This window comes from Paracoccus sp. (in: a-proteobacteria), assembly GCF_032007265.1.
Lineage (GTDB): Bacteria > Pseudomonadota > Alphaproteobacteria > Rhodobacterales > Rhodobacteraceae > Paracoccus.
The window spans coordinates 1-21,766 of sequence record NZ_DALZMB010000070.1 but is presented as its reverse complement, the minus strand read 5'-3'; the positions used below and the strand labels follow the sequence as shown (position 1 = coordinate 21,766).

19 protein-coding genes are annotated in these 21,766 nt (G+C 58.6%); 15 read left to right on the top strand and 4 right to left on the bottom strand.

Annotated elements, in window-relative coordinates; all coding sequences use genetic code 11:
- Window positions 1-387: 387 nt before the first annotated feature.
- From RTS12_RS14190 to RTS12_RS14175, 4 genes are all read right to left on the bottom strand, one after another.
- The gene (locus tag RTS12_RS14190; protein WP_312529629.1) at window positions 388-588 is read right to left on the bottom strand and encodes a hypothetical protein; all 201 of its coding nucleotides are present in this window, start codon (window positions 586-588) and stop codon (window positions 388-390) included.
- A complete protein-coding gene (locus RTS12_RS14185; protein ID WP_312529627.1) occupies window positions 585-1,307 on the bottom strand; it encodes a hypothetical protein in 723 nt (240 codons plus the stop codon). The genes RTS12_RS14190 and RTS12_RS14185 overlap by 4 nt, the downstream gene beginning before the upstream one ends.
- Entirely contained in the window at window positions 1,304-1,531 is a 228-nt protein-coding gene (locus tag RTS12_RS14180) for a hypothetical protein (protein ID WP_312529625.1), read from the bottom strand. Before RTS12_RS14180 ends, RTS12_RS14185 begins: the two co-directional genes overlap by 4 nt.
- Window positions 1,532-2,220: 689 nt before the next feature.
- A complete protein-coding gene (locus RTS12_RS14175) occupies window positions 2,221-3,030 on the bottom strand; it encodes a hypothetical protein (RefSeq protein WP_312529623.1) in 810 nt (269 codons plus the stop codon).
- A gap of 211 nt (window positions 3,031-3,241) precedes the next feature.
- On the opposite strand from RTS12_RS14175, the gene RTS12_RS14170 reads away from it, so the two are divergent.
- From RTS12_RS14170 to RTS12_RS14100, 15 genes are all read left to right on the top strand, one after another.
- The gene (locus RTS12_RS14170; RefSeq protein WP_312529621.1) at window positions 3,242-4,120 is read left to right on the top strand and encodes a hypothetical protein; all 879 of its coding nucleotides are present in this window, start codon (window positions 3,242-3,244) and stop codon (window positions 4,118-4,120) included.
- A gap of 79 nt (window positions 4,121-4,199) precedes the next feature.
- On the top strand, window positions 4,200-4,394 hold the full coding sequence (gene secE / locus RTS12_RS14165; RefSeq protein WP_312529620.1) for a preprotein translocase subunit SecE: 195 nt from the start codon (window positions 4,200-4,202) through the stop codon (window positions 4,392-4,394).
- Window positions 4,395-4,562: 168 nt separating this feature from the next.
- A complete protein-coding gene (nusG, locus tag RTS12_RS14160) occupies window positions 4,563-5,102 on the top strand; it encodes a transcription termination/antitermination protein NusG (protein ID WP_312529619.1) in 540 nt (179 codons plus the stop codon).
- 85 nt (window positions 5,103-5,187) lie between these two features.
- Window positions 5,188-5,640, top strand: coding sequence for a 50S ribosomal protein L11 (gene rplK, locus RTS12_RS14155; protein ID WP_312529617.1), 453 nt, complete (start codon window positions 5,188-5,190; stop codon window positions 5,638-5,640).
- Between the two features lie 3 nt (window positions 5,641-5,643).
- On the top strand, window positions 5,644-6,342 hold the full coding sequence (gene rplA / locus RTS12_RS14150) for a 50S ribosomal protein L1 (protein WP_312529615.1): 699 nt from the start codon (window positions 5,644-5,646) through the stop codon (window positions 6,340-6,342).
- Between the two features lie 230 nt (window positions 6,343-6,572).
- Complete coding sequence (gene rplJ / locus RTS12_RS14145; RefSeq protein WP_312529613.1) at window positions 6,573-7,088, top strand: 50S ribosomal protein L10; 516 nt, start codon at window positions 6,573-6,575, stop codon at window positions 7,086-7,088.
- Between the two features lie 67 nt (window positions 7,089-7,155).
- Window positions 7,156-7,527, top strand: coding sequence for a 50S ribosomal protein L7/L12 (gene rplL / locus RTS12_RS14140; protein WP_312529611.1), 372 nt, complete (start codon window positions 7,156-7,158; stop codon window positions 7,525-7,527).
- 229 nt (window positions 7,528-7,756) lie between these two features.
- A complete protein-coding gene (gene rpoB, locus RTS12_RS14135; protein WP_312529609.1) occupies window positions 7,757-11,908 on the top strand; it encodes a DNA-directed RNA polymerase subunit beta in 4,152 nt (1,383 codons plus the stop codon).
- Window positions 11,909-11,980: 72 nt separating this feature from the next.
- Window positions 11,981-16,183 (top strand): DNA-directed RNA polymerase subunit beta', encoded by a 4,203-nt coding sequence (gene rpoC / locus RTS12_RS14130; protein ID WP_312529608.1) that lies wholly within the window; start codon window positions 11,981-11,983, stop codon window positions 16,181-16,183.
- A gap of 395 nt (window positions 16,184-16,578) precedes the next feature.
- Window positions 16,579-17,505, top strand: coding sequence for a DMT family transporter (locus RTS12_RS14125; RefSeq protein ID WP_312529607.1), 927 nt, complete (start codon window positions 16,579-16,581; stop codon window positions 17,503-17,505).
- Between the two features lie 5 nt (window positions 17,506-17,510).
- On the top strand, window positions 17,511-18,338 hold the full coding sequence (locus RTS12_RS14120; protein WP_312529605.1) for a glycosyltransferase: 828 nt from the start codon (window positions 17,511-17,513) through the stop codon (window positions 18,336-18,338).
- Between the two features lie 265 nt (window positions 18,339-18,603).
- A complete protein-coding gene (gene rpsL / locus RTS12_RS14115) occupies window positions 18,604-18,975 on the top strand; it encodes a 30S ribosomal protein S12 (protein WP_010399029.1) in 372 nt (123 codons plus the stop codon).
- Window positions 18,976-18,987: 12 nt separating this feature from the next.
- A complete protein-coding gene (gene rpsG / locus RTS12_RS14110; protein WP_312529601.1) occupies window positions 18,988-19,458 on the top strand; it encodes a 30S ribosomal protein S7 in 471 nt (156 codons plus the stop codon).
- 15 nt (window positions 19,459-19,473) lie between these two features.
- Complete coding sequence (gene fusA / locus RTS12_RS14105; RefSeq protein WP_312529599.1) at window positions 19,474-21,597, top strand: elongation factor G; 2,124 nt, start codon at window positions 19,474-19,476, stop codon at window positions 21,595-21,597.
- A gap of 66 nt (window positions 21,598-21,663) precedes the next feature.
- Window positions 21,664-21,766, top strand: a 103-nt coding sequence (locus RTS12_RS14100) for a GTP-binding protein (protein WP_312526472.1), incomplete at its 3' end; no start/stop codon positions are given.

Sequence of the window (21,766 nt, the reverse complement as noted above, 5' to 3'; positions counted from 1 at the left end):
GCCGAGGTCGCGCAGGCATCCTGTTTGAAGAATTGCCAGCCTGAAAGTTGACCGGCAGCTGAGTTGACGCAACGCCAATACCGCACCCGGTCACGCTTGTGGGTTTAGGGAACCTGAAGCGCGGCTTCTATGGCGGGTGTGGTCGGAAATGTGAAGGTGGTTTTGGCTGACCGGCTTACGCAGACAGCAGACACAAGCCGGTCAGTTGAAACGCGTTTCTTAAGCGTAGTCCACTGCCGACTCGTTACCACGGCACTGACTAAAACAACTAGATCGTTACAACTACGACTAAGGTATAGCCCGCATGTCTAGCGCTGAAGAAGCTGGCTAAATGGATAGACAAATGGCAGGTTTGTTGAGCTATTTATTGCGCAAATCGACACATATCTAGCCGTCAGAATCAGGCGAACTACCGCTGGTTGTGCCCGGCGCCGCCCGCCCATAGGCAAAGTCGATATGCTCCTCGACCTTAGCGCATGCGTCCTGAATGCCGGGTGTACCCTCGGCCGCAATGACGCGGCGAAGCGCATTGACCTGTGCCAGCATCTTCGGCACGCGCCGGTTGCCGTAGTGGGCGGGCGCGGTCACCGCTCCCCAGCAAGGGCGCGCAAGGCGGCGCGGAAATCGCCGTGGGTCAGGTAAACCCAGCCGACGCCCTGATCGTCCGGAATTTCATTCCCGAGGTAATCCAGATCCAAGCGGCCCTCATCCGTCTGCATGTATTCAGCAAATGGACGCAGGGCCTCCCGTAGCTGCCTGACCTCTGTTCGCGCCGCTGCCTCGACGCTCACCGTGCCCGCGCTGGACGGGGTGGCGGGTTGATGCATATCCCATCCGTGACCGCAATGGCGGCAATCGTCACCGCCTGCTATCAAGTCTGGGCTGTATGCGTGAGGTTTTTCGCCAGGACCTGCCCACGCCACCGTCTGCGGCTTGGGGTCGGTCTGGATGCGCTCGCCGCGCTGGTGCAGCATCATGGAGAGATTGCCCACGTCCAGTGGATCGCCTTTCTCGACATGCTCGCGCAGTAATCGTGTCAGGACATTCGCATCGCATTCCGGCCCATCCCAGCCGCTGCGTCCTTCGGCGCGCTTTTTCCGCAGCTTGGTTTTCATGGCCGCTGCGAACCGATCAACAGCTTCTTCGTCGGGGTGTTTCGGCTCGGGGTCGGGCTGGATCGCGGCGAGGATGCGGGATTGCATCCATTCTCCTGCGACGTAATCGGCGGCGTCATGCCAGCCTGCGATGCGCAGCTGCTTGCTGATCGTGCCGATTACCCGCGCGGCGGCGGTCGGGGTGGGGGTCATGGCTCGCCTCGATAATTGGGGTGGGTGATGGCCGCTGCGATCATGTCCAGTGCAACGGCGCGGTCATTGAATTGCGATCCGGTCACGCGAGGAACCTCAACGATGATGCCGGACGGCTTGTGAAGGACTCGGATCACGGTATCCATGCCACCGATACCTGCGCCGATGCGTTGATCGATGACGCGGATGTCCACGTCCTTCCATAGATCGTCGGTGGTGGTCATGGGGGGACTCCATTCCTAGACGTTTCAGCAGCTCTCGTGTTGCTGCCACCATGAATGTTTCATTCTTGCTGTCCCAATTAAGGTAAAATCCGGGCACGACATTTTTTCGGTCTATGCCGTTAGTAAAAAATGCCCTTCCATTGCCGCGCTCGTCAAAAACCATATGACCACGCCAACCTTCAGGCAGGTCTTTCCTGTAGGCGGTTTTCATCCCCCCGCCTCCTTGCGCTGTGCGATGCGGGCGAGGATGGCAGCTTGAGCGCCTCGCGTTGCCTCGTCATGTCCATCGGCCCAGTCCATTTCGCTCGGATGGCCCGCTCGGCCTCGCCCCCGGTCGTCAAATTGCGCACGGGCCACCTCCGCACACGCCCGCGTCTCTGCGTCCAGCATCTCGGCAAGCGCAGTGGTGCCGGGTTCGGTGGCTAGATCGCGGATGTTGTCTGCAATTGTGTCCGCGTCTGTAATAGTCGGGTATGCCCGAGTAGCCTTTTGACGTTCGTTGTGAGTGTGCGCCTCGTCCGCTTCTTGAGCTGCTCGATCATACGCCGCTGCTGCCTCTGCCCGCGCTTGGGCAAGCTCGGCGGTCAGGCGGGTGATGGTGGCTTGGGCGTCGGTGAATTTGACCCACTCTCCATGCTCAGTTGCATGTGTGTTCCACGGTTGCTGTATGCTGATTTCATACCGCTACATCACACGTCCCCCTTGAGTTTCGCGATTGCGTTATCAGCGTAAACGCTGCCGCCGCGGCCTTTCTCGATGTTGCGCAGGGCCTCGGCGTCGTATTCCGACAAGCCAAAGCCATCGACTTGAGCCTTTCTCAACCCTAGCTCTCTGAGGACATCAAACCCGACCTCGGGCATGTCATGCAGATTGGTAAGGTTGCAGCAGGCAATCAAATAGCCACGGTTGAATTCGCGTTCCTCGGCGGCGTCCCGCTCGGCCTCTGCCTTCTCTGCGCGGGCTTGCAGATCAGCTGCAACCTTTTTCCACGTTGCATAGGTATCGCGCTCCAGTCCCCGCAGCCGCTCGATCTCGGCTTGCTGCGCTGTCAGGGCGGTGGCGGCTTCGATACGCTCGACCTCCATCCTGCGGATGTGGTGGTTGATCTGCTCCCGAACCATTCGTCCCTTGACGCGCAGCCGCTCCACCAGCCCATCGACCTCGGCAGGCGCGGGGTCGGCCCCATAGCACGCATAACAGCAGGCTCGACCGTCTGTTTCCCCGACCCACTCGTCGCAGTCAGGGCCTTCCGGGCCATTGCCGTAGCATTTGCGACCAAACGCGCCGCAGCTCCCGCACCGTTCGCGGGCAGGCGCAGAGGGGGCGGCGAGATCGGAGCGGACGTATTCCGGCCAACCGTCTTTGCGATGCCCCGTCGAGAGAGCCCATCTGTCTGCTTTATTGAAGCTCGGCAGGTCCAGCCAGATGCGCTCCGGCGCTGCCTGATCGGTCGGGACGTGTTGACGGTCGCCCGCGTGGGTCAAAGTGGTGTGGGTCATTTTTCTGCGACCTCCACCTTCGTGGGTTTTGCGGTTGGGAAAACTGCTATAACCCATTGATGTGGCGTAGCTCGAAAACGAGCCGGTTGGGAAAAGACTATATAATAATCAATATTAAGTCGCGGTCTCCAAAACCGAGGGTCGTGGGTTCGAGTCCCTCTGCCCCTGCCAGCCGCGAATCAGTTTAAGCGACACAGACGGATTTCATCCCTTGGCGCTGACTTGGCACATTGGCGTGCATAAAACCGCCACGACCCATCTTCAGGAAACGCTGCAACTTTCGACCGACGCCTTGGCGCGTGCCGGTATCTTTTATGCTGGTCCTGCCGTACTGCGCAGCCATCGTTTCCCCCTGATCCAGGCCCTAGATCGGGCCGATGAGGACACCCCCCTGGCCCTGGCCGTGCGGCAGGCCTTTGCCCGCGTCACAACGGCCTTTTCCCAGCAAATCCTGAGCGATGAGAATATGTTGGGTGGCAGCAGCCGCATGCGTCTTTTCGATATGCGGGGCCGCATTTATCCAAATGTCGAACGCCGTCTGGCCCATGCGGTCAAGGTTTTGGGTCATGCGCCCGATACGGTTGCCTTTGGGGTGCGCGACCCCGCCAGCTTTATCGTCTCGGCCTTTTCATTGCAGGTTCAGCGCGGCCACGAGCTGGATTTTCGTGACTTCCTGAGGGGGCGCGATATTGCCGCGCTTGATTGGACCGATTTCGCATCGCGCGTGCTGCGCGGATCGGGGGCAAGGCGGCTTTTGGTCTGGCGCTACGAGGACTACTCACGAATCCGGGGGGAATTGCTGGCAGCACTTCTGCCCGGCGTTGACCTTGACCAAATCCCGCGGCCCGCCCCGAATAATTTGGGGCTGACGCAAGCCGGTTTTGATTGGATGATCGCGCAAGTGCTTGATGATGATGACTGTGATCTGCGCCATGTGGCGCGCGCAGCCATGGACAAATTCCCCAAATCTGCAGGGTTTCCCGGCCTTGATCTGGTCACCAAGCACGAGGCCGATCGCTCGCGGAAGGCTTACGAGGCAGATCTGGCCGCTTTGCGTCAGCTGCCAAATGTCGAGTTTCTTTCCCCCTAGCTTGCGCAATCTCGAGAGGCGGGTTGAATTCGCAAGAGGGGCGGGTTATCTGACGCGCTGCAACGCCAAAGGGAAATCCATGACGAATCCCGTCCAGTTCATCGGCCAAGTCCGTGCCGAAATCAGCAAGATCTCGTGGCCGACCCGCCGTGAGGTGATCACGACCACGATTATGGTCCTGATCATGGCGACGATTTGTTCGCTTTTCTTCTTTTTGGTGGATCTTGGTATCCGGTCGGGAATCGCCGCGATTATTGGCGCTGTCGGGTCGTAGGGCTTGCCAAAGCGGGCTATTGGCGGTATGTCCGGCCAACTAGCCCGGCAGGCGGCGTGCATCGATTCGCTCATGCGCGCCGATTTTATTTCACCGCTCGGGTGTGTGTTGCAAGGATTTTGGGGATTGGCATGCCGATCCTGACAGAAAACAGGGGTTGATCGAAGCATGGCAAAGCGTTGGTATTCGGTCAGTGTCCTGTCCAACTTTGAAAAGAAGGTGGCCGAGGCGATTCGCCTGGCAGCTGTCGAAAAAGGGTTGGAAGAGCAGATCGATGAGGTTCTCGTTCCCACTGAAGAAGTGATCGAGATCCGTCGCGGCAAGAAAGTAACCTCGGAGCGTCGCTTCATGCCTGGTTACGTTCTTGTCCACATGGAATTGACGGACCGGACTTACCATCTCGTGAATTCGATCAACCGCGTCAGCGGCTTCCTTGGTGCTCAGGGCAAGCCGATGCCGATGCGTGATGACGAAGTGAACGCGATGCTGAACCGCGGCGGCGAGCCGGGTGCTGAAGTGGCCCCGCGCAACCTGATTCGCTTTGAGATTGGCGAGAAAGTTAACGTCACCGACGGGCCGTTCGAAGGCTTCGCCGGTTCGGTCGAGGAAGTGGATGAGGCCGCAAGCCGCATCAAGGTCACCGTCTCGATCTTTGGCCGGCCCACGCCGGTCGAGCTGGAGTTCACACAGGTCTCTAAGGTCTTGTGATTTTTTGCGGAAGGCGCAAGCCGTACCGCTAAGTCTGCCCATTGGTTCAATCTCGAATCGGGCGTGATGATAAGGAGTAGGCCACATGGCCAAGAAAGTCGTCGGCAGCCTTAAGCTGCAAATCAAGGCGGGTCAGGCAAACCCGTCCCCGCCGGTTGGTCCTGCACTGGGTCAGCGCGGCATCAACATCATGGAATTCTGCAAAGCGTTCAACGCGCGCACGCAGGAAATGGAGCAGGGCGCACCTGTTCCGGTCGTGATCACCTATTACGCCGACAAATCCTTCACCTTCGAAACGAAGACGTCGCCTGCGGCGTTCCTTCTGAAGAAGGCTGCTGGTCTGAAGCCGGTTGGCAAGCGTAACCGCGCAAAAGGTTCGGACAAGCCGGGTCGCACCGTTGCTGGTACCGTGACTGTTGCTCAGGTTCGTCAGATTGCTGAAGCCAAAGCAAAAGACCTTTCGGCCAATGACGTCGAAGCCGCAATGCAGATCATCCTGGGCTCGGCCCGCTCGATCGGTATCGAGGTGAAAGGCTAAGTCATGGCGAAAATTTCGAAAAAACAAGCTGCTGCCCGCACCGCTTTCAACGGCAAAGCCAACCTCTCGGTTGAAGATGCTGTTGCTCTGGTCAAAGGCAATGCCACCGCGAAATTCGACGAAACCGTTGAAATCGCGCTGAACCTTGGTGTTGACCCGCGTCACGCTGACCAGATGGTCCGCGGCGTTGTCACCCTGCCGAATGGCACCGGTAAGCACGTTCGCGTCGCTGTGTTCGCACGCGGCCCGAAAGCTGACGAAGCCAAAGCTGCTGGCGCTGAGATCGTCGGTGCAGAAGACCTGCTGGAAACCATCCAGTCGGGCAAGATCGAATTCGATCGCTGCATCGCCACCCCGGACATGATGCCGCTGGTCGGCCGTCTTGGTAAGATCCTTGGCCCGCGCAACCTGATGCCGAACCCCAAAGTCGGCACCGTGACGATGGACGTTAAATCGGCTGTTGAAGCGGCAAAAGGCGGCGAAGTTCAGTTCAAAGCTGAAAAAGCTGGTGTTGTTCATGCAGGTATCGGCAAAGTCAGCTTCGACGCTGCCAAACTTGCTGAAAACATCCGCGCATTCGTGGAAGCTGTGAACCGCGCACGTCCGACGGGCGCAAAAGGGACCTATCTGAAGAAGGTTTCGATCAGCTCGACCATGGGCCCGGGCGTTTCGCTTGACGTGGCCTCGTCGTCCGCGCAATAAGCGCACAAAGTTTTGCCGGGGCGACTCGGTGAATGACGGGGCTTCCAAGCCCCGTCCTGTCCGAGACGGAGGGTGCGGGTTTCCCGCTTAATGTCCTTCCTGAGATGGGATCAAGACCATTTTCCGAGCTTGCTTCGGGTGATCTTGGACCGTCACGGACCCGACCTGCCACCTTTCGGGGGGCAGGATAGTGAGAGCCGGGGGGAAACCCCCATACTTGGAGTGAAACCGTGGATAGAGCGCAAAAAGAGCAAGTGGTCGAAGAACTCGGCCAGATCTTTGAAGCCTCTGGCGTCGTAGTGGTTGCCCGCTACGAGGGGATGACGGTTGCCGAAATGCAGGACCTGCGCGCGCAAATGCGTGAAGTTGGTGGGTCCGTTCGCGTTGCCAAGAACAGGCTCGCCAAGATTGCCCTTGATGGAAAGCCCTGCGGAAGCATTGCTGACTATCTGTCGGGTATGACCGTGCTCGCTTTCTCCGAGGACCCGGTAGCTGCTGCCAAGGTCGCGGATAAATACGCCAAGGGTAACGACAAGTTCGTCATCCTGGGCGGTGCTATGGGCGACACGGCGCTTGACCCGGCCGGTGTCAAAGCTGTCGCACAAATGCCGTCGCGTGAAGAGCTTATCGCTCAGATCGTTTCGTGCATCGGTGCACCTGCTTCGAACATCGCTGGCGCAATTGGCGCACCTGCTTCGAACATCGCGAGCATCCTTACGACTCTGGAAGAGCGTGAGGCTGCCTGAGGCAACCCTACTCCTGTCGTGGACTTGTAATCGCGACGTTGGAACACTTAGTTAAGAGAACGGAAAAATGGCTGATCTTAAGAAACTCGCCGAAGAAATCGTTGGCCTGACCCTGCTGCAGGCTCAGGAACTGAAAACCATCCTGAAGGATGAGTACGGCATCGAGCCGGCTGCTGGCGGCGCTGTCATGATGGCTGGCCCGGCTGCAGCAGCTGAAGCTGCTGAAGAAAAAACCGAGTTTGACGTCGTTCTGACCGAAGCCGGCGCAAACAAGATCAACGTGATCAAAGAAGTTCGCGCAATCACCGGTCTTGGCCTGAAAGAAGCTAAAGACCTGGTCGAAGCTGGCGGCAAAGTCAAAGAAGGCGCAGCGAAAGCTGAAGCTGAAGACATCAAAGCCAAGCTGGAAGCAGCTGGCGCCAAAGTCGAACTCAAGTAATCGACTTTTTGGTCGAAGCAGATATGGCAGGGTCCGGGGTTTCCCGGTCCCTGCCGAACCTGTCTTGAAGGGTAATTTTCGTTAAGATTTTCCTTCAGGGCATGTTCGGGGTTCGGGAGCTTCGCGGTGGGACGCGCGGCACGAATGGAACCTCACCCCTCATTCGCCGCCTTGCGCTGACCGGGACCCGACGGGCAGTGCGAGCGAAAGACGAAAGGTATGACCCCCTATGGCGCAAGCTTATGTCGGCCAGAAACGCATCCGGCGTTACTATGGCAATATCCGTGAAGTTCTAGAGATGCCGAACCTCATTGAGGTTCAGAAGTCATCCTATGACCTCTTCCTGCGCTCAGGCGAGGCGGTTGGCCACCAGGACGGCGAAGGCATCCAGGGCGTTTTCCAGTCGGTTTTCCCGATCAAGGATTTCAATGAAACGGCGACCCTCGAATTCGTGAAATACGAGCTCGAAAAGCCGAAATACGACGTTGACGAATGCCAAGCGCGCGACATGACCTATGCCGCACCGCTGAAGGTGACGCTGCGTCTGATCGTATTCGATGTCGATGAAAACACCGGCGCCAAATCGGTCAAGGACATCAAAGAACAAGACGTCTACATGGGCGATATGCCCCTGATGACCCAGAACGGTACGTTCATCGTGAACGGCACCGAGCGCGTTGTCGTGTCGCAGATGCACCGCAGCCCTGGTGTTTTCTTCGACCATGACCGCGGCAAGACCCATTCGTCGGGCAAGCTGCTGTTCGCCTGCCGCATCATTCCCTATCGCGGGTCGTGGCTCGACTTTGAATTCGACGCCAAAGATCTGGTATTCGCTCGTATCGACCGTCGCCGCAAACTGCCGGTGACCACGCTGCTCTATGCGCTTGGCATGGATCAGGAAGGCATCATGGACGCCTTCTACGACACGGTTGATTACAAACTGCAAAAAGGCGGCCGGGGTCAGGAAGCGGGTTGGGTCACGCGCTTTTTCCCCGAGCGGATGCGCGGCACCCGTCCGACTTTCGATCTGGTGAATGCCGATACCGGCGAAGTCATCACCAAAGCCGGCGACAAGGTCACGCCGCGCCTGGTCAAGCAGCTTCTTGAAAAAGAAGGCGATCTTAAGCTTCTGATTCCGTTTGAAAAGATTGTTGGCCGCTTTGTTGCGAAAGACATCATCAACGAAGATACCGGTCTGATCTACGCTGAAGCTGGCGATGAGATCACCATCGAATACGACCGTGACGGCGAAATCTCGGGCGGCCTGCTCAAGGTTCTGCTGGACAATGGTGTGGCCGAGATCCCGGTGCTTGACATCGACCATGTCAACGTCGGTCCCTACATCCGCAACACCATGGCTGCCGATAAGAACATGAGCCGCGAAGGCGCGCTGATGGATATCTATCGCGTCATGCGTCCGGGCGAGCCGCCGACCGTTGAAGCGGCCTCGACCATGTTTGACAGCCTGTTCTTTGACAGCGAGCGTTACGACCTTTCGGCCGTTGGTCGCGTCAAGATGAACATGCGCCTTGATCTGGATGCGCCCGATACCCAGCGCACCCTGCGTCGCGAAGACATCATTGCCTGTATCCGCGGGCTGGTAGAGCTGCGTGACGGCAAAGGCGAGATCGACGACATCGACCACCTGGGCAACCGTCGTGTTCGCTCGGTTGGCGAACTGATGGAAAACCAGTATCGCGTCGGCCTGCTGCGCATGGAGCGCGCGATCCGCGAGCGTATGTCCTCGGTCGAGATCGACACGGTCATGCCGCAGGATCTGATCAACGCAAAACCGGCAGCGGCGGCTGTTCGTGAATTCTTCGGCTCGTCGCAGCTGTCGCAGTTCATGGACCAAACCAACCCGCTTTCGGAAGTCACGCACAAACGTCGTCTCTCGGCTCTTGGGCCGGGCGGTCTGACGCGCGAACGCGCAGGCTTCGAGGTTCGCGACGTTCACCCGACCCATTACGGCCGGATGTGCCCGATTGAAACGCCGGAAGGCCAGAACATCGGTCTGATCAACAGCCTTGCGACCTTTGCACGCGTCAACAAATACGGCTTTATCGAAACGCCTTATCGCAAGGTGATCGAAGGTCGTGTGACCGATGACGTCGTCTATATGTCGGCCACCGAGGAAATGCGTCACACTGTCGCTCAGGCGAACGCGACGCTGGATGCGGATGGCAATTTCGTTGATGAGTTGATCTCGACCCGTCAGGCGGGCGACTTCATGCTGAACCCGGTGGATGCCGTCGATCTGATCGACGTTTCGCCCAAACAGCTGGTGTCGGTTGCTGCGGCTCTGATCCCCTTCCTTGAAAACGACGACGCCAACCGCGCTCTGATGGGCTCGAACATGCAACGTCAGGCCGTTCCGCTGCTGCGCGCCGAGGCTCCTTTTGTGGGCACCGGCATGGAAGCAACGGTTGCGCGCGATTCGGGTGCAGCGATCATGGCGCGTCGCAGCGGCATCATCGACCAGGTCGATGCGCAGCGTATCGTTATCCGTGCGACCGAAGATCTGGGTGCGGGCGATGCGGGCGTGGACATCTATCGTCTGCGCAAGTTCAAGCGTTCGAACCAATCCTCGACCATCAACCAGCGTCCGCTGGTGAAAGTGGGCGAGCGTGTCGTGAAAAATCAGGTCATCGCTGACGGTCCTTCGACCGATCAGGGCGAGCTGGCAATCGGCCGGAACGTGGTCGTCGCGTTCATGCCGTGGAACGGTTACAACTACGAAGACTCGATCCTGATTTCGGAACGCATCCACCGCGATGACGTATTCACCTCGATCCATATCGATGAATACGAAGTGGCGGCGCGCGATACGAAGCTGGGGCCGGAAGAAATCACCCGCGACATCCCGAACGTCGGCGAAGAAGCACTGCGCAACCTCGACGAGGCTGGCATTGTGTATATCGGCGCCGAAGTTGGTCCGGGCGACATTCTGGTCGGTAAGATCACGCCCAAAGGCGAAAGCCCGATGACGCCGGAAGAAAAGCTTCTGCGCGCCATCTTCGGCGAAAAAGCGTCGGATGTTCGCGATACGTCGCTGCGTTTGCCGCCGGGTGCCTATGGCACGATCGTCGAAGTTCGCGTCTTCAACCGTCACGGCGTCGATAAAGACGAACGTGCGCTGCAGATCGAGCGTGAAGAAGTCGAGCGTCTGGCACGCGACCGTGACGACGAGATGGCGATCCTTGATCGCAACATCTACGCGCGTCTCAAGTCGCTGATCTCGGGCAAAGCCGTGGTCAAAGGCCCCAAAGGCATCAAGCCGGGTGCTGAGATCAACGATGATCTGCTGGCAACGCTGTCGCGTGGTCAGTGGTGGCTGCTGGCTGTCGGCGAAGAAGATGTCGCCAAAGAAGTCGAGGCGCTGAACCAGCAATACGACGCGCAGCGCAAGGCACTTGAGGCCCGCTTCGAAGACAAGGTCGAGAAAGTCCGTCAGGGCGACGATCTGCCTCCGGGCGTGATGAAGATGGTCAAAGTCTTTGTCGCGGTGAAGCGCAAGCTTCAGGCTGGCGACAAGATGGCTGGTCGCCACGGCAACAAAGGTGTGGTTTCGAAGGTTGTTCCGATCGAAGACATGCCCTTCCTTGCTGACGGCACCCCGGTCGACCTGCTGCTGAACCCGCTTGGCGTTCCGTCGCGTATGAACGTCGGTCAGATTCTTGAAACCCATATGGGCTGGGCCGCACGCGGTCTGGGCATCAAGATCGATGAAGCGTTGCAGGACTATCGCCGCAATGGCGATATGACCCCTGTGCGCGAGGCGATGAAAAACGGTTACGGTGACGAAATGTACACCGACACCTTCGCCGATATGGCCGATGAGCAGCTGCTTGAGCATGCTGATGCCGTGCGCGCGGGCGTTCCGATTGCGACGCCGGTCTTTGACGGTGCCAAAGAAGCCGACATCAACGACGCTTTGCGCCGTGCCGGTTTTGACACCTCGGGTCAGTCGATCGTGTTTGATGGCCGCACCGGCGAGCAATTCGCGCGTCCGGTTACCGTGGGCATGAAATACGTCCTGAAGCTGCACCACCTTGTCGACGACAAGATGCACGCACGCTCGACCGGGCCTTACTCGCTTGTCACGCAGCAGCCGCTGGGTGGTAAGGCGCAGTTCGGTGGTCAGCGTCTGGGTGAGATGGAAGTCTGGGCTCTCGAAGCTTATGGCGCCGCCTATACCCTGCAGGAAATGCTGACGGTGAAGTCGGATGACGTTGCTGGCCGTACCAAAGTCTATGAATCGATCGTCAAAGGTGACGATAACTTCGAGGCTGGCGTGCCGGAATCGTTCAACGTGCTGGTGAAAGAGGTCCGTGGTCTGGGCCTCAACATGGAACTCCTGGATGCGGAGGATGAGGAATAACGGCCCCGGCCGTAAGGTGCGCGCCCGTCGCGCACCATTCCTTCCCCCGCGCCCTCTGAACAGGAAAATGAGATGAACCAGGAACTCGCCAACAACCCTCTCAATCCGCTGGCCTCTCCGCGCCAGTTCGACGAGATCAAAATCTCGCTCGCTTCGCCCGAAGAGATCCTTGCTTGGTCCTTCGGCGAGGTGAAGAAGCCCGAAACCATCAACTACCGTACGTTCAAGCCCGAGCGTGACGGTCTGTTCTGCGCACGTATCTTTGGCCCGATCAAAGATTACGAATGCCTTTGCGGCAAATATAAGCGCATGAAATACCGCGGCCTCGTCTGCGAAAAATGCGGTGTCGAAGTCACGCTTCAGAAAGTACGCCGCGAGCGTATGGGCCATATCGAACTGGCAGCGCCGGTTGCGCATATCTGGTTCCTGAAGTCGCTTCCCAGCCGGATCGGCCTCATGCTGGACATGACGCTGCGCGATCTTGAGCGGATCTTGTACTTTGAAAACTACGTCGTGATCGAACCCGGTCTGACGGATCTGTCCTATGGTCAGCTTCTGAACGAAGAAGACTATATGGACGCGCAGGACAAGTTCGGCGCCGACGCTTTCACCGCTAACATCGGTGCAGAAGCCATTCGCGAAATGCTGGCCAATATCGATCTGGCTGCAACCGCGGACCATCTGCGCGAAGAGCTGAAAGAAGCAACGGGCGAGCTGAAGCCGAAGAAGATCATCAAGCGTCTGAAGATCGTCGAAAGCTTCCTTGAATCGGGCAACCGCCCCGAGTGGATGGTCATGACCGTGATTCCGGTCATCCCGCCGGAACTGCGTCCGCTGGTTCCGCTGGATGGTGGCCGTTTTGCGACCTCGGACCTGAACGACCTCTACCGCCGCGTCATCAACCGCAACAACCGTCTGAAGCGCCTGATCGAGCTTCGCGCGCCCGATATCATCGTGCGCAACGAAAAGCGGATGCTGCAGGAATCGGTCGACGCTTTGTTCGACAACGGCCGTCGTGGCCGCGTCATCACGGGCAACAACAAGCGCCCGCTGAAGTCGCTGTCGGATATGCTGAAAGGTAAGCAGGGCCGCTTCCGTCAGAACCTTTTGGGTAAGCGCGTCGACTTTTCGGGTCGTTCGGTCATCGTGACCGGCCCCGAGCTGAAGTTGCACCAGTGCGGTCTGCCCAAGAAGATGGCGCTCGAGCTGTTCAAGCCGTTCATCTATTCGCGTCTTGAAGCCAAGGGCCTGTCCTCGACGGTCAAGCAGGCGAAGAAACTGGTCGAGAAAGAGCGTCCCGAAGTTTGGGATATCCTGGACGAGGTCATCCGCGAGCACCCGGTTCTTTTGAACCGTGCGCCGACGCTGCACCGTCTGGGCATCCAGGCGTTCGAGCCGATCCTGATCGAAGGCAAGGCCATTCAGCTGCACCCGCTTGTCTGCTCGGCGTTCAACGCTGACTTTGACGGCGACCAGATGGCTGTTCACGTGCCGCTTTCGCTGGAAGCCCAGCTGGAAGCCCGCGTCCTGATGATGTCGACGAACAACGTTCTGTCGCCCGCCAACGGCGCGCCGATCATCGTTCCGTCGCAGGATATGGTGCTTGGTCTGTACTACACGACCATGCAGCGCGAAGGCATGAAGGGCGAAGGCATGGCCTTCCGCAACCTCGAGGAAGTCGAACATGCGCTCGCCGCCGGCGAGGTGCATCTGCACGCCAAGATTCAGGCGCGCCTTCCGCAGATTGACGAGAATGGTAACGAAGTCATCGTGCGCTTCGAAACCACTCCGGGCCGGATGCGTCTGGGTGCGCTGCTGCCGAAAAACGCAAAAGCGCCTTTCTCGCTGGTCAACCGTCTGCTGCGTAAGAAAGACATCCAAAGCGTCATCGACACCGTCTACCGCTACTGCGGTCAGAAGGAATCGGTGATCTTCTGTGACCAGATCATGGGCCTTGGCTTCCGCTCGGCATTCCGCGCCGGCATCTCGTTCGGTAAGGACGATATGGTGGTTCCGGATACCAAATGGACCATCGTCGAAGAGGTTCAGGACCAGGTCAAAGAGTTCGAACAGCAGTATCTGGACGGTCTCATCACTCAGGGCGAGAAATACAACAAAGTCGTGGATGCGTGGTCGAAATGTAACGACCGCGTCACCGATGCGATGATGTCGACGATCTCGGCTACCAAATACGATGACAACGGCTCGGAAGCAGAACCGAACTCGGTCTATATGATGGCCCACTCCGGGGCTCGTGGCTCGGTCACGCAGATGAAGCAGCTGGGCGGGATGCGCGGCTTGATGGCCAAGCCGAACGGCGAGATCATCGAGACCCCGATTATCTCGAACTTCAAGGAAGGTCTGACCGTTCTTGAATACTTCAACTCGACCCACGGCGCTCGTAAGGGTCTGTCCGATACGGCACTGAAAACCGCGAACTCGGGTTACTTGACCCGTCGTCTGGTTGACGTGGCGCAGGACTGCATCGTGCGCGAGCATGATTGTGGCACCGATCGCGCGATCACGGCTTCGGCTGCGGTCAATGATGGTGAAGTCGTCAGCCCGCTGTCTGAGCGCATCCTTGGTCGCGTTGCGGCTGATGACGTGATGGTTCCGGGCGAAGATACCATCATCGTCAAAGCCAATGAGCTGATCGACGAGCGCAAGGCCGACGAGATCGAAAAGGCCAACGTTCAGACCGTTCGCATCCGCTCGGCACTGACCTGTGAAGCCGAAGATGGCGTTTGCGCGCTGTGCTATGGCCGTGACCTTGCACGCGGTACGCTGGTCAACATCGGTGAAGCTGTCGGGATTATCGCTGCACAGTCGATCGGTGAGCCGGGTACCCAGCTGACGATGCGGACCTTCCACATCGGCGGTGTTGCTCAGGGTGGTCAGCAGTCGTTCCTTGCTGCTGCACAAGACGGCACGATCAAGTTCGAGAACGAAAGCCTGCTTGAGAACGCGAATGGCGAGCTGATCGTCATGAGCCGCTCGATGCAGCTTCACGTGATGGGCAGCGCAGGCGAAGCCTTGGCGACGCATAAGCTGACCTATGGTTCGAAGCTGTTCGTGCGCGATGGTGAGGCTGTGACCCGTGGCCACAAGCTGTTCGAATGGGACCCCTATACCCTGCCGATCATCGCTGAAAAGGCCGGTACGACCCGCTTTGTCGACCTAATCGCAGGCATCTCGGTGCGCGATGAGACCGATGATGCGACGGGTATGACCCAGAAGATCGTGACCGATTGGCGTTCGGCGCCCAAAGGGAATGATCTGAAGCCTGAAGTCATCTTGATGGATGCGCAGGGTGAACCGGTTCGCAACGATCAGGGCAACCCGATCAGCTATCCGATGTCGGTCGACGCCGTTCTGTCGATCGAGGATGGTGCGGATGTCCGTGCTGGTGACGTCATTGCGCGTATCCCGCGTGAAGGCGCCAAGACCAAGGACATCACCGGTGGTCTGCCGCGTGTGGCCGAACTCTTTGAAGCCCGTCGCCCGAAAGATCACGCAATCATCGCCGAAATCGATGGTTATGTGCGCTTCGGCAAGGACTACAAGAACAAGCGCCGCATCTCGATCGAGCCGTCGAACGAAGGTCAGGAAGCTGTCGAATACATGGTGCCGAAAGGCAAACACATCCCGGTGCAGGAAGGCGACTTCGTGCAGAAGGGTGACTATATCATGGACGGCAACCCGGCCCCGCACGACATCTTGCGGATCATGGGTATCGAAGCGCTGGCTGATTATCTGATCGACGAAGTGCAGGACGTTTATCGTCTGCAAGGCGTGAAGATCAACGATAAGCACATCGAGGTGATCGTGCGGCAGATGCTGCAGAAGATCGAGATCCTTGACAGCGGTGATACGACCTTGCTGAAGGGCGAAAACGTCGACCGTGACGAGTTCGTGGAAGAAAACGCCAAGATCGAAGCCAAAGGCGGCCGTCCGGCCACTGGCGAGCCGGTGCTTTTGGGCATCACCAAGGCAAGCTTGCAGACCCGCAGCTTCATCTCGGCAGCCTCGTTCCAGGAAACGACTCGCGTGCTGACCGAAGCTGCTGTTCAGGGCAAGCGCGACAAGCTGGTCGGTCTGAAAGAGAACGTCATCGTTGGCCGCCTGATCCCGGCAGGGACGGGTGGGGCGACCTCGCGCGTGCGCAAGATCGCTGCTGATCGCGATGCCGAGGTGATCGAGGTTCGTCGCAACGAGGCCGAAGCTGCTGCCGCATTGGCTGCACCTGCGGCTTACGAACCGCACGGCGACAACTGATCACATCGCTTGATCTAAAAAAGGCCCGGCAGAGAAATCTGCCGGGCCTTTTCCTTTGTGCCATCGCCTCAAAATCAAGGCGCAGATCCACCGACGACAGCCCGCGATGCGCGCGCCCCGCGGCCGAGGCGGTGATCAAAAGGGGCGCGGCCGACCAACTGGGGTTCAACTGGCAAAGACATCCCATTCGCAGCAGCGTGCTGATCGCTGTGTCCGGTGCTGGAATTGCGGCTTTTGTGGGTGGCGCAGGCGGCTTTATCAGGGTGATCTGTTGCCCGGCAGGTACAGGGCGGATCTATTGCAGAAGGGAAGGCACCAAGCGCCCCTCGCGCCTTTTCAATCTGTGGTTACGGGCCTAGCCTTGAGGTCACAGCGCAGGGGGAAATCGCACAGCCATGCCGTCTCTGTTTCGGGCTTCTGGGCCGTCAGAACTTGCCTCGGGCGCCACGCGCAAGATATCGGACAATACCCGCTCGGCTTTGCTGATGATCCTAAGTACAGCGGCCTTTGTCGCCAATGACGCGATCATGAAATATGTGACGCAAAGCCTGCCGGTCTATCAGTCGATCTTGACCCGTTGCCTGTTCCTGCTGCCTTTGCTTGTGGGGTTTGCGCTGATGCAGGGCGGGCTGAGGCTGCGCCTGGCGCGGCGCGATCTGCCCGCGTTGTGCCTCAGATCCATCGGCGAGATCGGCTCGACCATGCTGTATCTTTTGGCGCTTCAGCATATGGCGCTTGGCAATCTGTCGGCGATCATGCAGGCCATGCCGCTTTTGGTGACGCTGGCCGCGGCGATTGTCTTTCGGGACCGGCTGGGGCCGCGACGGCTGATCGCGATCGCGATTGGCTTTATCGGTGTGCTGATCATCGTGCGCCCGGGCTCGGACGCCTTTGATGGATGGTCACTGGTGGCGCTGGCGGCTGTGCTGATGGTCGTGCTGCGCGATCTGGCCACGCGGTCCTTTTCCTCGGCGGTGCCCAGTGTGACGATTGCGATCTATGCCGCGGTCGCGGTGATGATCTTCAGCCTGATCCTGACAACCCAAGAGGTTTGGGTCATGCCCCAGTTGAACCAGATTGCCTTGCTTGCATTGGCGGCGATCTTGTTCGCGGTAGGTGCAATTACAGTTGTGGCGACAATGCGGCTGGGCGAGATTTCCTTCGTTGCGCCCTTCCGTTATACCGCGCTGATCTGGGCGATCCTGCTGGGCTGGCTGATCTTTGGCGAATGGCCTGATGTGTGGACCCAACTTGGTGCCTTGCTGATCGTGGCGGCGGGCCTTTATGCCATTTGGCGCGAAGGACGTGCCGCAAGGAGATAATTGCGATGCATGTGCAGATGTTGGGGCTTTGCCGGTTTTCCTATGCCGGGCTGGGGGGGCATCAAATCGCGCATCAGACGATCGAGGAGCGCAAAGCCGTGCTCTACGATCCCCAGCGCCTACAGCGTCGCTGGAACTGGTTCGAGCAAGTGGCCTTGCCCTGCCTTATCGGACAGACCGACCCGGACTACCGCCTGGTCGTCATGGCCTGTCCGGACCTGCCACAGCCCTATCTGGGCTGGCTGCGCGACATCGCCGCCGAGGTTCCCGCGATCAGGCTGTCGCTGATCGAGCCACAGCCCCGCTATCTGGCGGCCTGTTCCCAGGCAATTGCCCCGCATATTGACCCCAAGGCTGATGTCATCGGCCATTTCCGTCATGATGACGATGATGCCGTGGCATTCGATTATATCGCCTCGGGCAAAGAGGATTTCCGCTCGCTCGAGGATCTGTGGCAGCGCAAGCAGCGTCTGGCATGTGATTATGCGATGGGGGTGGTTGGCCATGTCCAGCCGTCCGGGCTGCGGCTTGAGAACCGCTTCATCTCGCACGCAACCGCGGCTTTGACGATCTATCTGCCCGCAAGTGATCCGCGCAGCGCGATCCATTTCGAGCATTGGAAGATCGCCAGCATGATGCCGACGGTCACGCTGGCCTATCGGCGCATGTATTTCCGATTGATGCATCAAGACAATGACTCGCAGACGGTTGGGGCGGGTTATGCCTTGGAGGATGAGGGCATCAATTTCGAAAATGTCTTGCGCAGACGCTTTGGAATCGAGCTTTCAGCCCTGAATGCGCTGGCCCAAGAGGGGGGCGATAAGTCGGTTTGACCTAGCCGGGGCAGGGGGCTGGTGTTGACTCGGGCGGGGAATCTGCCTATACGCCCGTCACCCGGAGAGAGTCTCAGTTCCGGGACCCAGAACCAAATTGGTCAAAATTTGGGTGTTATCGCCCGGATTTTCTGGAATTCCCGTCCGCCCTACTGTTTGGGGTCGGATGGGTTTGGCGTTTTTTGTGATTCGCACAAAGCGCTGTCGAGAAGTGGCGCAGTCTGTTCAGGCTGCGAGTATTGACGAAAGCAAGACGGGGAACCGAATGCCGACGATCCAACAGCTGATCCGCAAACCGCGGCAGCCCAAGGTGCAGCGCTCGAAATCGCAGCACCTTCAGTCATGCCCGCAAAAGCGCGGCGTGTGCACGCGCGTCTACACCACGACGCCGAAGAAACCGAACTCCGCTATGCGTAAAGTCGCCAAAGTGCGTCTGACGAATGGCTTCGAGGTTATCTCCTACATCCCGGGCGAAAAGCACAACCTCCAGGAGCACAGCGTCGTGCTGATCCGTGGCGGCCGTGTAAAAGACCTTCCGGGTGTCCGTTACCACATCCTCCGGGGTGTTCTGGACACCCAGGGCGTCAAAGATCGTCGTCAGCGTCGTTCGAAATACGGCGCGAAGCGTCCGAAGTAAGGAGAGGCATAGATGTCACGTCGTCACGCCGCTGAAAAACGCGAAGTCCTTCCTGACGCCAAGTATGGTGATCGGGTTCTGACGAAATTCATGAACAACCTGATGGTTGACGGTAAGAAATCGACCGCCGAACGCATCGTCTACAACGCGCTTGAGCGGGTTGAAGGCAAGCTGAAGCGCGAGCCGATCGAAGTCTTCCACGAAGCCCTCGACAACGTGAAGCCTTCGGTCGAAGTGCGCTCGCGTCGCGTTGGTGGTGCAACCTACCAGGTTCCGGTCGAAGTCCGTCCGATCCGCCGCGAGGCTCTGGCCATCCGCTGGCTGATCACCGCTGCGAAAAAGCGCAACGAACACACCATGGAAGAGCGTCTGGCCGGTGAGCTGGCTGATGCTGTCAATGGTCGTGGTACTGCCGTCAAAAAGCGCGAAGACACCCACAAGATGGCCGACGCGAACAAAGCGTTCAGCCATTACCGTTGGTAATCGGAAGGAACGTCAATGGCACGCGAGTATCCGCTCGAACGTTACCGGAACTTCGGGATTATGGCTCATATCGACGCGGGTAAAACCACGACGACCGAGCGTATCCTGTTCTACACCGGTAAGAACCACAAAATGGGTGAGACGCATGACGGTGCGTCCACCATGGACTTCATGGAACAAGAAGCTGAGCGCGGGATCACCATCTCGTCCGCAGCAACCACGACCTTCTGGCAAAAGCACGAGGACACCGAGTACACGGCTGACCCCGCGCTGCGCCACAAGTTCAACATCATCGACACCCCCGGCCACGTTGACTTCACCATCGAAGTCGAGCGTTCGCTGGCTGTTCTGGACGGCGCAATCTGCCTTCTGGACGGTAACGCAGGCGTCGAGCCGCAGACCGAAACCGTGTGGCGTCAGGCTGACCGCTACAAGGTTCCGCGGATCGTGTTCGTCAACAAGATGGACAAGATCGGCGCTGACTTCTTCAAATGCGTCGACATGATCAAGGACCGCACCGGCGGCACGCCTTGCCCGGTTGCTTTGCCAATCGGTGCCGAGGACAAGCTCGAAGGCGCGATCGACCTGATCAAGATGGAAGAATGGGTCTGGAAGGGTGAGGACGTTGGTGCGTCCTGGGTCCGCCAGCCGATTCGCGAAGAGCTGAAGGATCTGGCCGAAGAATGGCGCGGCAAGATGATCGAACTTGCTGTCGAGCAAGACGATGCTGCCATGGAGGCCTACCTTGAGGGCACCGAGCCCGACGAGGATACTCTGCGCAAGCTGATCCGTAAGGGTACGCTGTCGATGTCGTTCTTCCCGGTTCTTGCTGGCTCGGCCTTCAAGAACAAGGGCGTTCAGCTGCTGCTGAACTCGGTGATCGACTATCTGCCGGCTCCGACGGACGTTCCGGATCTGATGGGCTTTGCGCCTGACGACGAGACGGAAGAGCGTAACATCGCTCGCAAAGCTTCGGACGATCAGCCCTTCTCGGCGCTGGCGTTCAAGATCATGAACGACCCCTTCGTCGGTTCGCTGACCTTTACCCGCATTTACTCGGGCGCCCTGAAAAAAGGCGACCAGATGCTGAATGCGACCAAAGGCAAGCGCGAGCGCGTCGGTCGTATGATGGTCATGCACGCTGTGAACCGTGAAGAGATCGAAGAAGCCTTTGCAGGCGACATCATCGCTTTGGCAGGTCTGAAAGAAACCACCACGGGTGACACCCTGTGCGATCCGGCCAAGCCGGTGGTTCTGGAAACCATGACCTTCCCGCAGCCGGTGATCGAGATCGCCGTCGAGCCGAAGTCGAAAGCCGACCAGGAAAAGATGGGCCTTGCCCTTCAGCGCCTGGCAGCCGAAGACCCGTCCTTCCGCGTCGAAACCGATCAAGAATCGGGCCAGACGATCATGAAGGGCATGGGCGAACTTCACCTCGACATCCTCGTCGACCGTATGCGTCGCGAGTTCAAGGTCGAGGCGAATATCGGTGCACCTCAGGTTGCCTACCGCGAGACCATCTCGCAGCAGCACGAGATTGATTACACGCACAAGAAACAGACCGGTGGTACCGGCCAGTTCGCGCGTATCAAGCTGGTCATCACGCCCACCGAGCCGGGCGAAGGCTACTCGTTCGAATCGAAGATCGTCGGCGGTGCTGTTCCGAAGGAATACATCCCGGGCGTCGAAAAAGGCATCAAGTCGGTCATGGACTCCGGTCCGCTGGCAGGCTTCCCGGTTATCGACTTCAAAGTCGCTCTGATCGATGGTGCTTTCCACGACGTCGACTCGTCGGTTCTGGCGTTCGAAATCGCCTCGCGCGCAGCAATGCGTGAAGGTCTTCGTAAAGCCGGTGCAAAACTGCTCGAGCCGATCATGCGCGTGGAAGTCGTGACGCCGGAAGAATACACCGGTTCGATCATCGGCGACCTCACCAGCCGTCGTGGCATGGTGCGTGGGCAAGACAGCCGCGGCAACGCCAACGTCATCGACGCAATGGTGCCGCTGGCAAACATGTTCGGCTACATCAACAACCTTCGTTCGATGTCTTCGGGCCGCGCCGTGTTCACCATGCAGTTCGACCACTATGAGGCCGTTCCGCAGAACATCTCGGACGAGATCCAGAAAAAATACGCTTAATCGGGACGGCGGGGTTTGATGCCCCGCCTTTCCATGCAGATCACGCGAATTTAAGGAGCCCTGCTTATGGCAAAGGCAAAGTTTGAACGTAACAAACCGCACGTCAACATCGGTACGATTGGCCACGTTGACCACGGCAAGACCACTCTGACGGCTGCGATCACGCGCT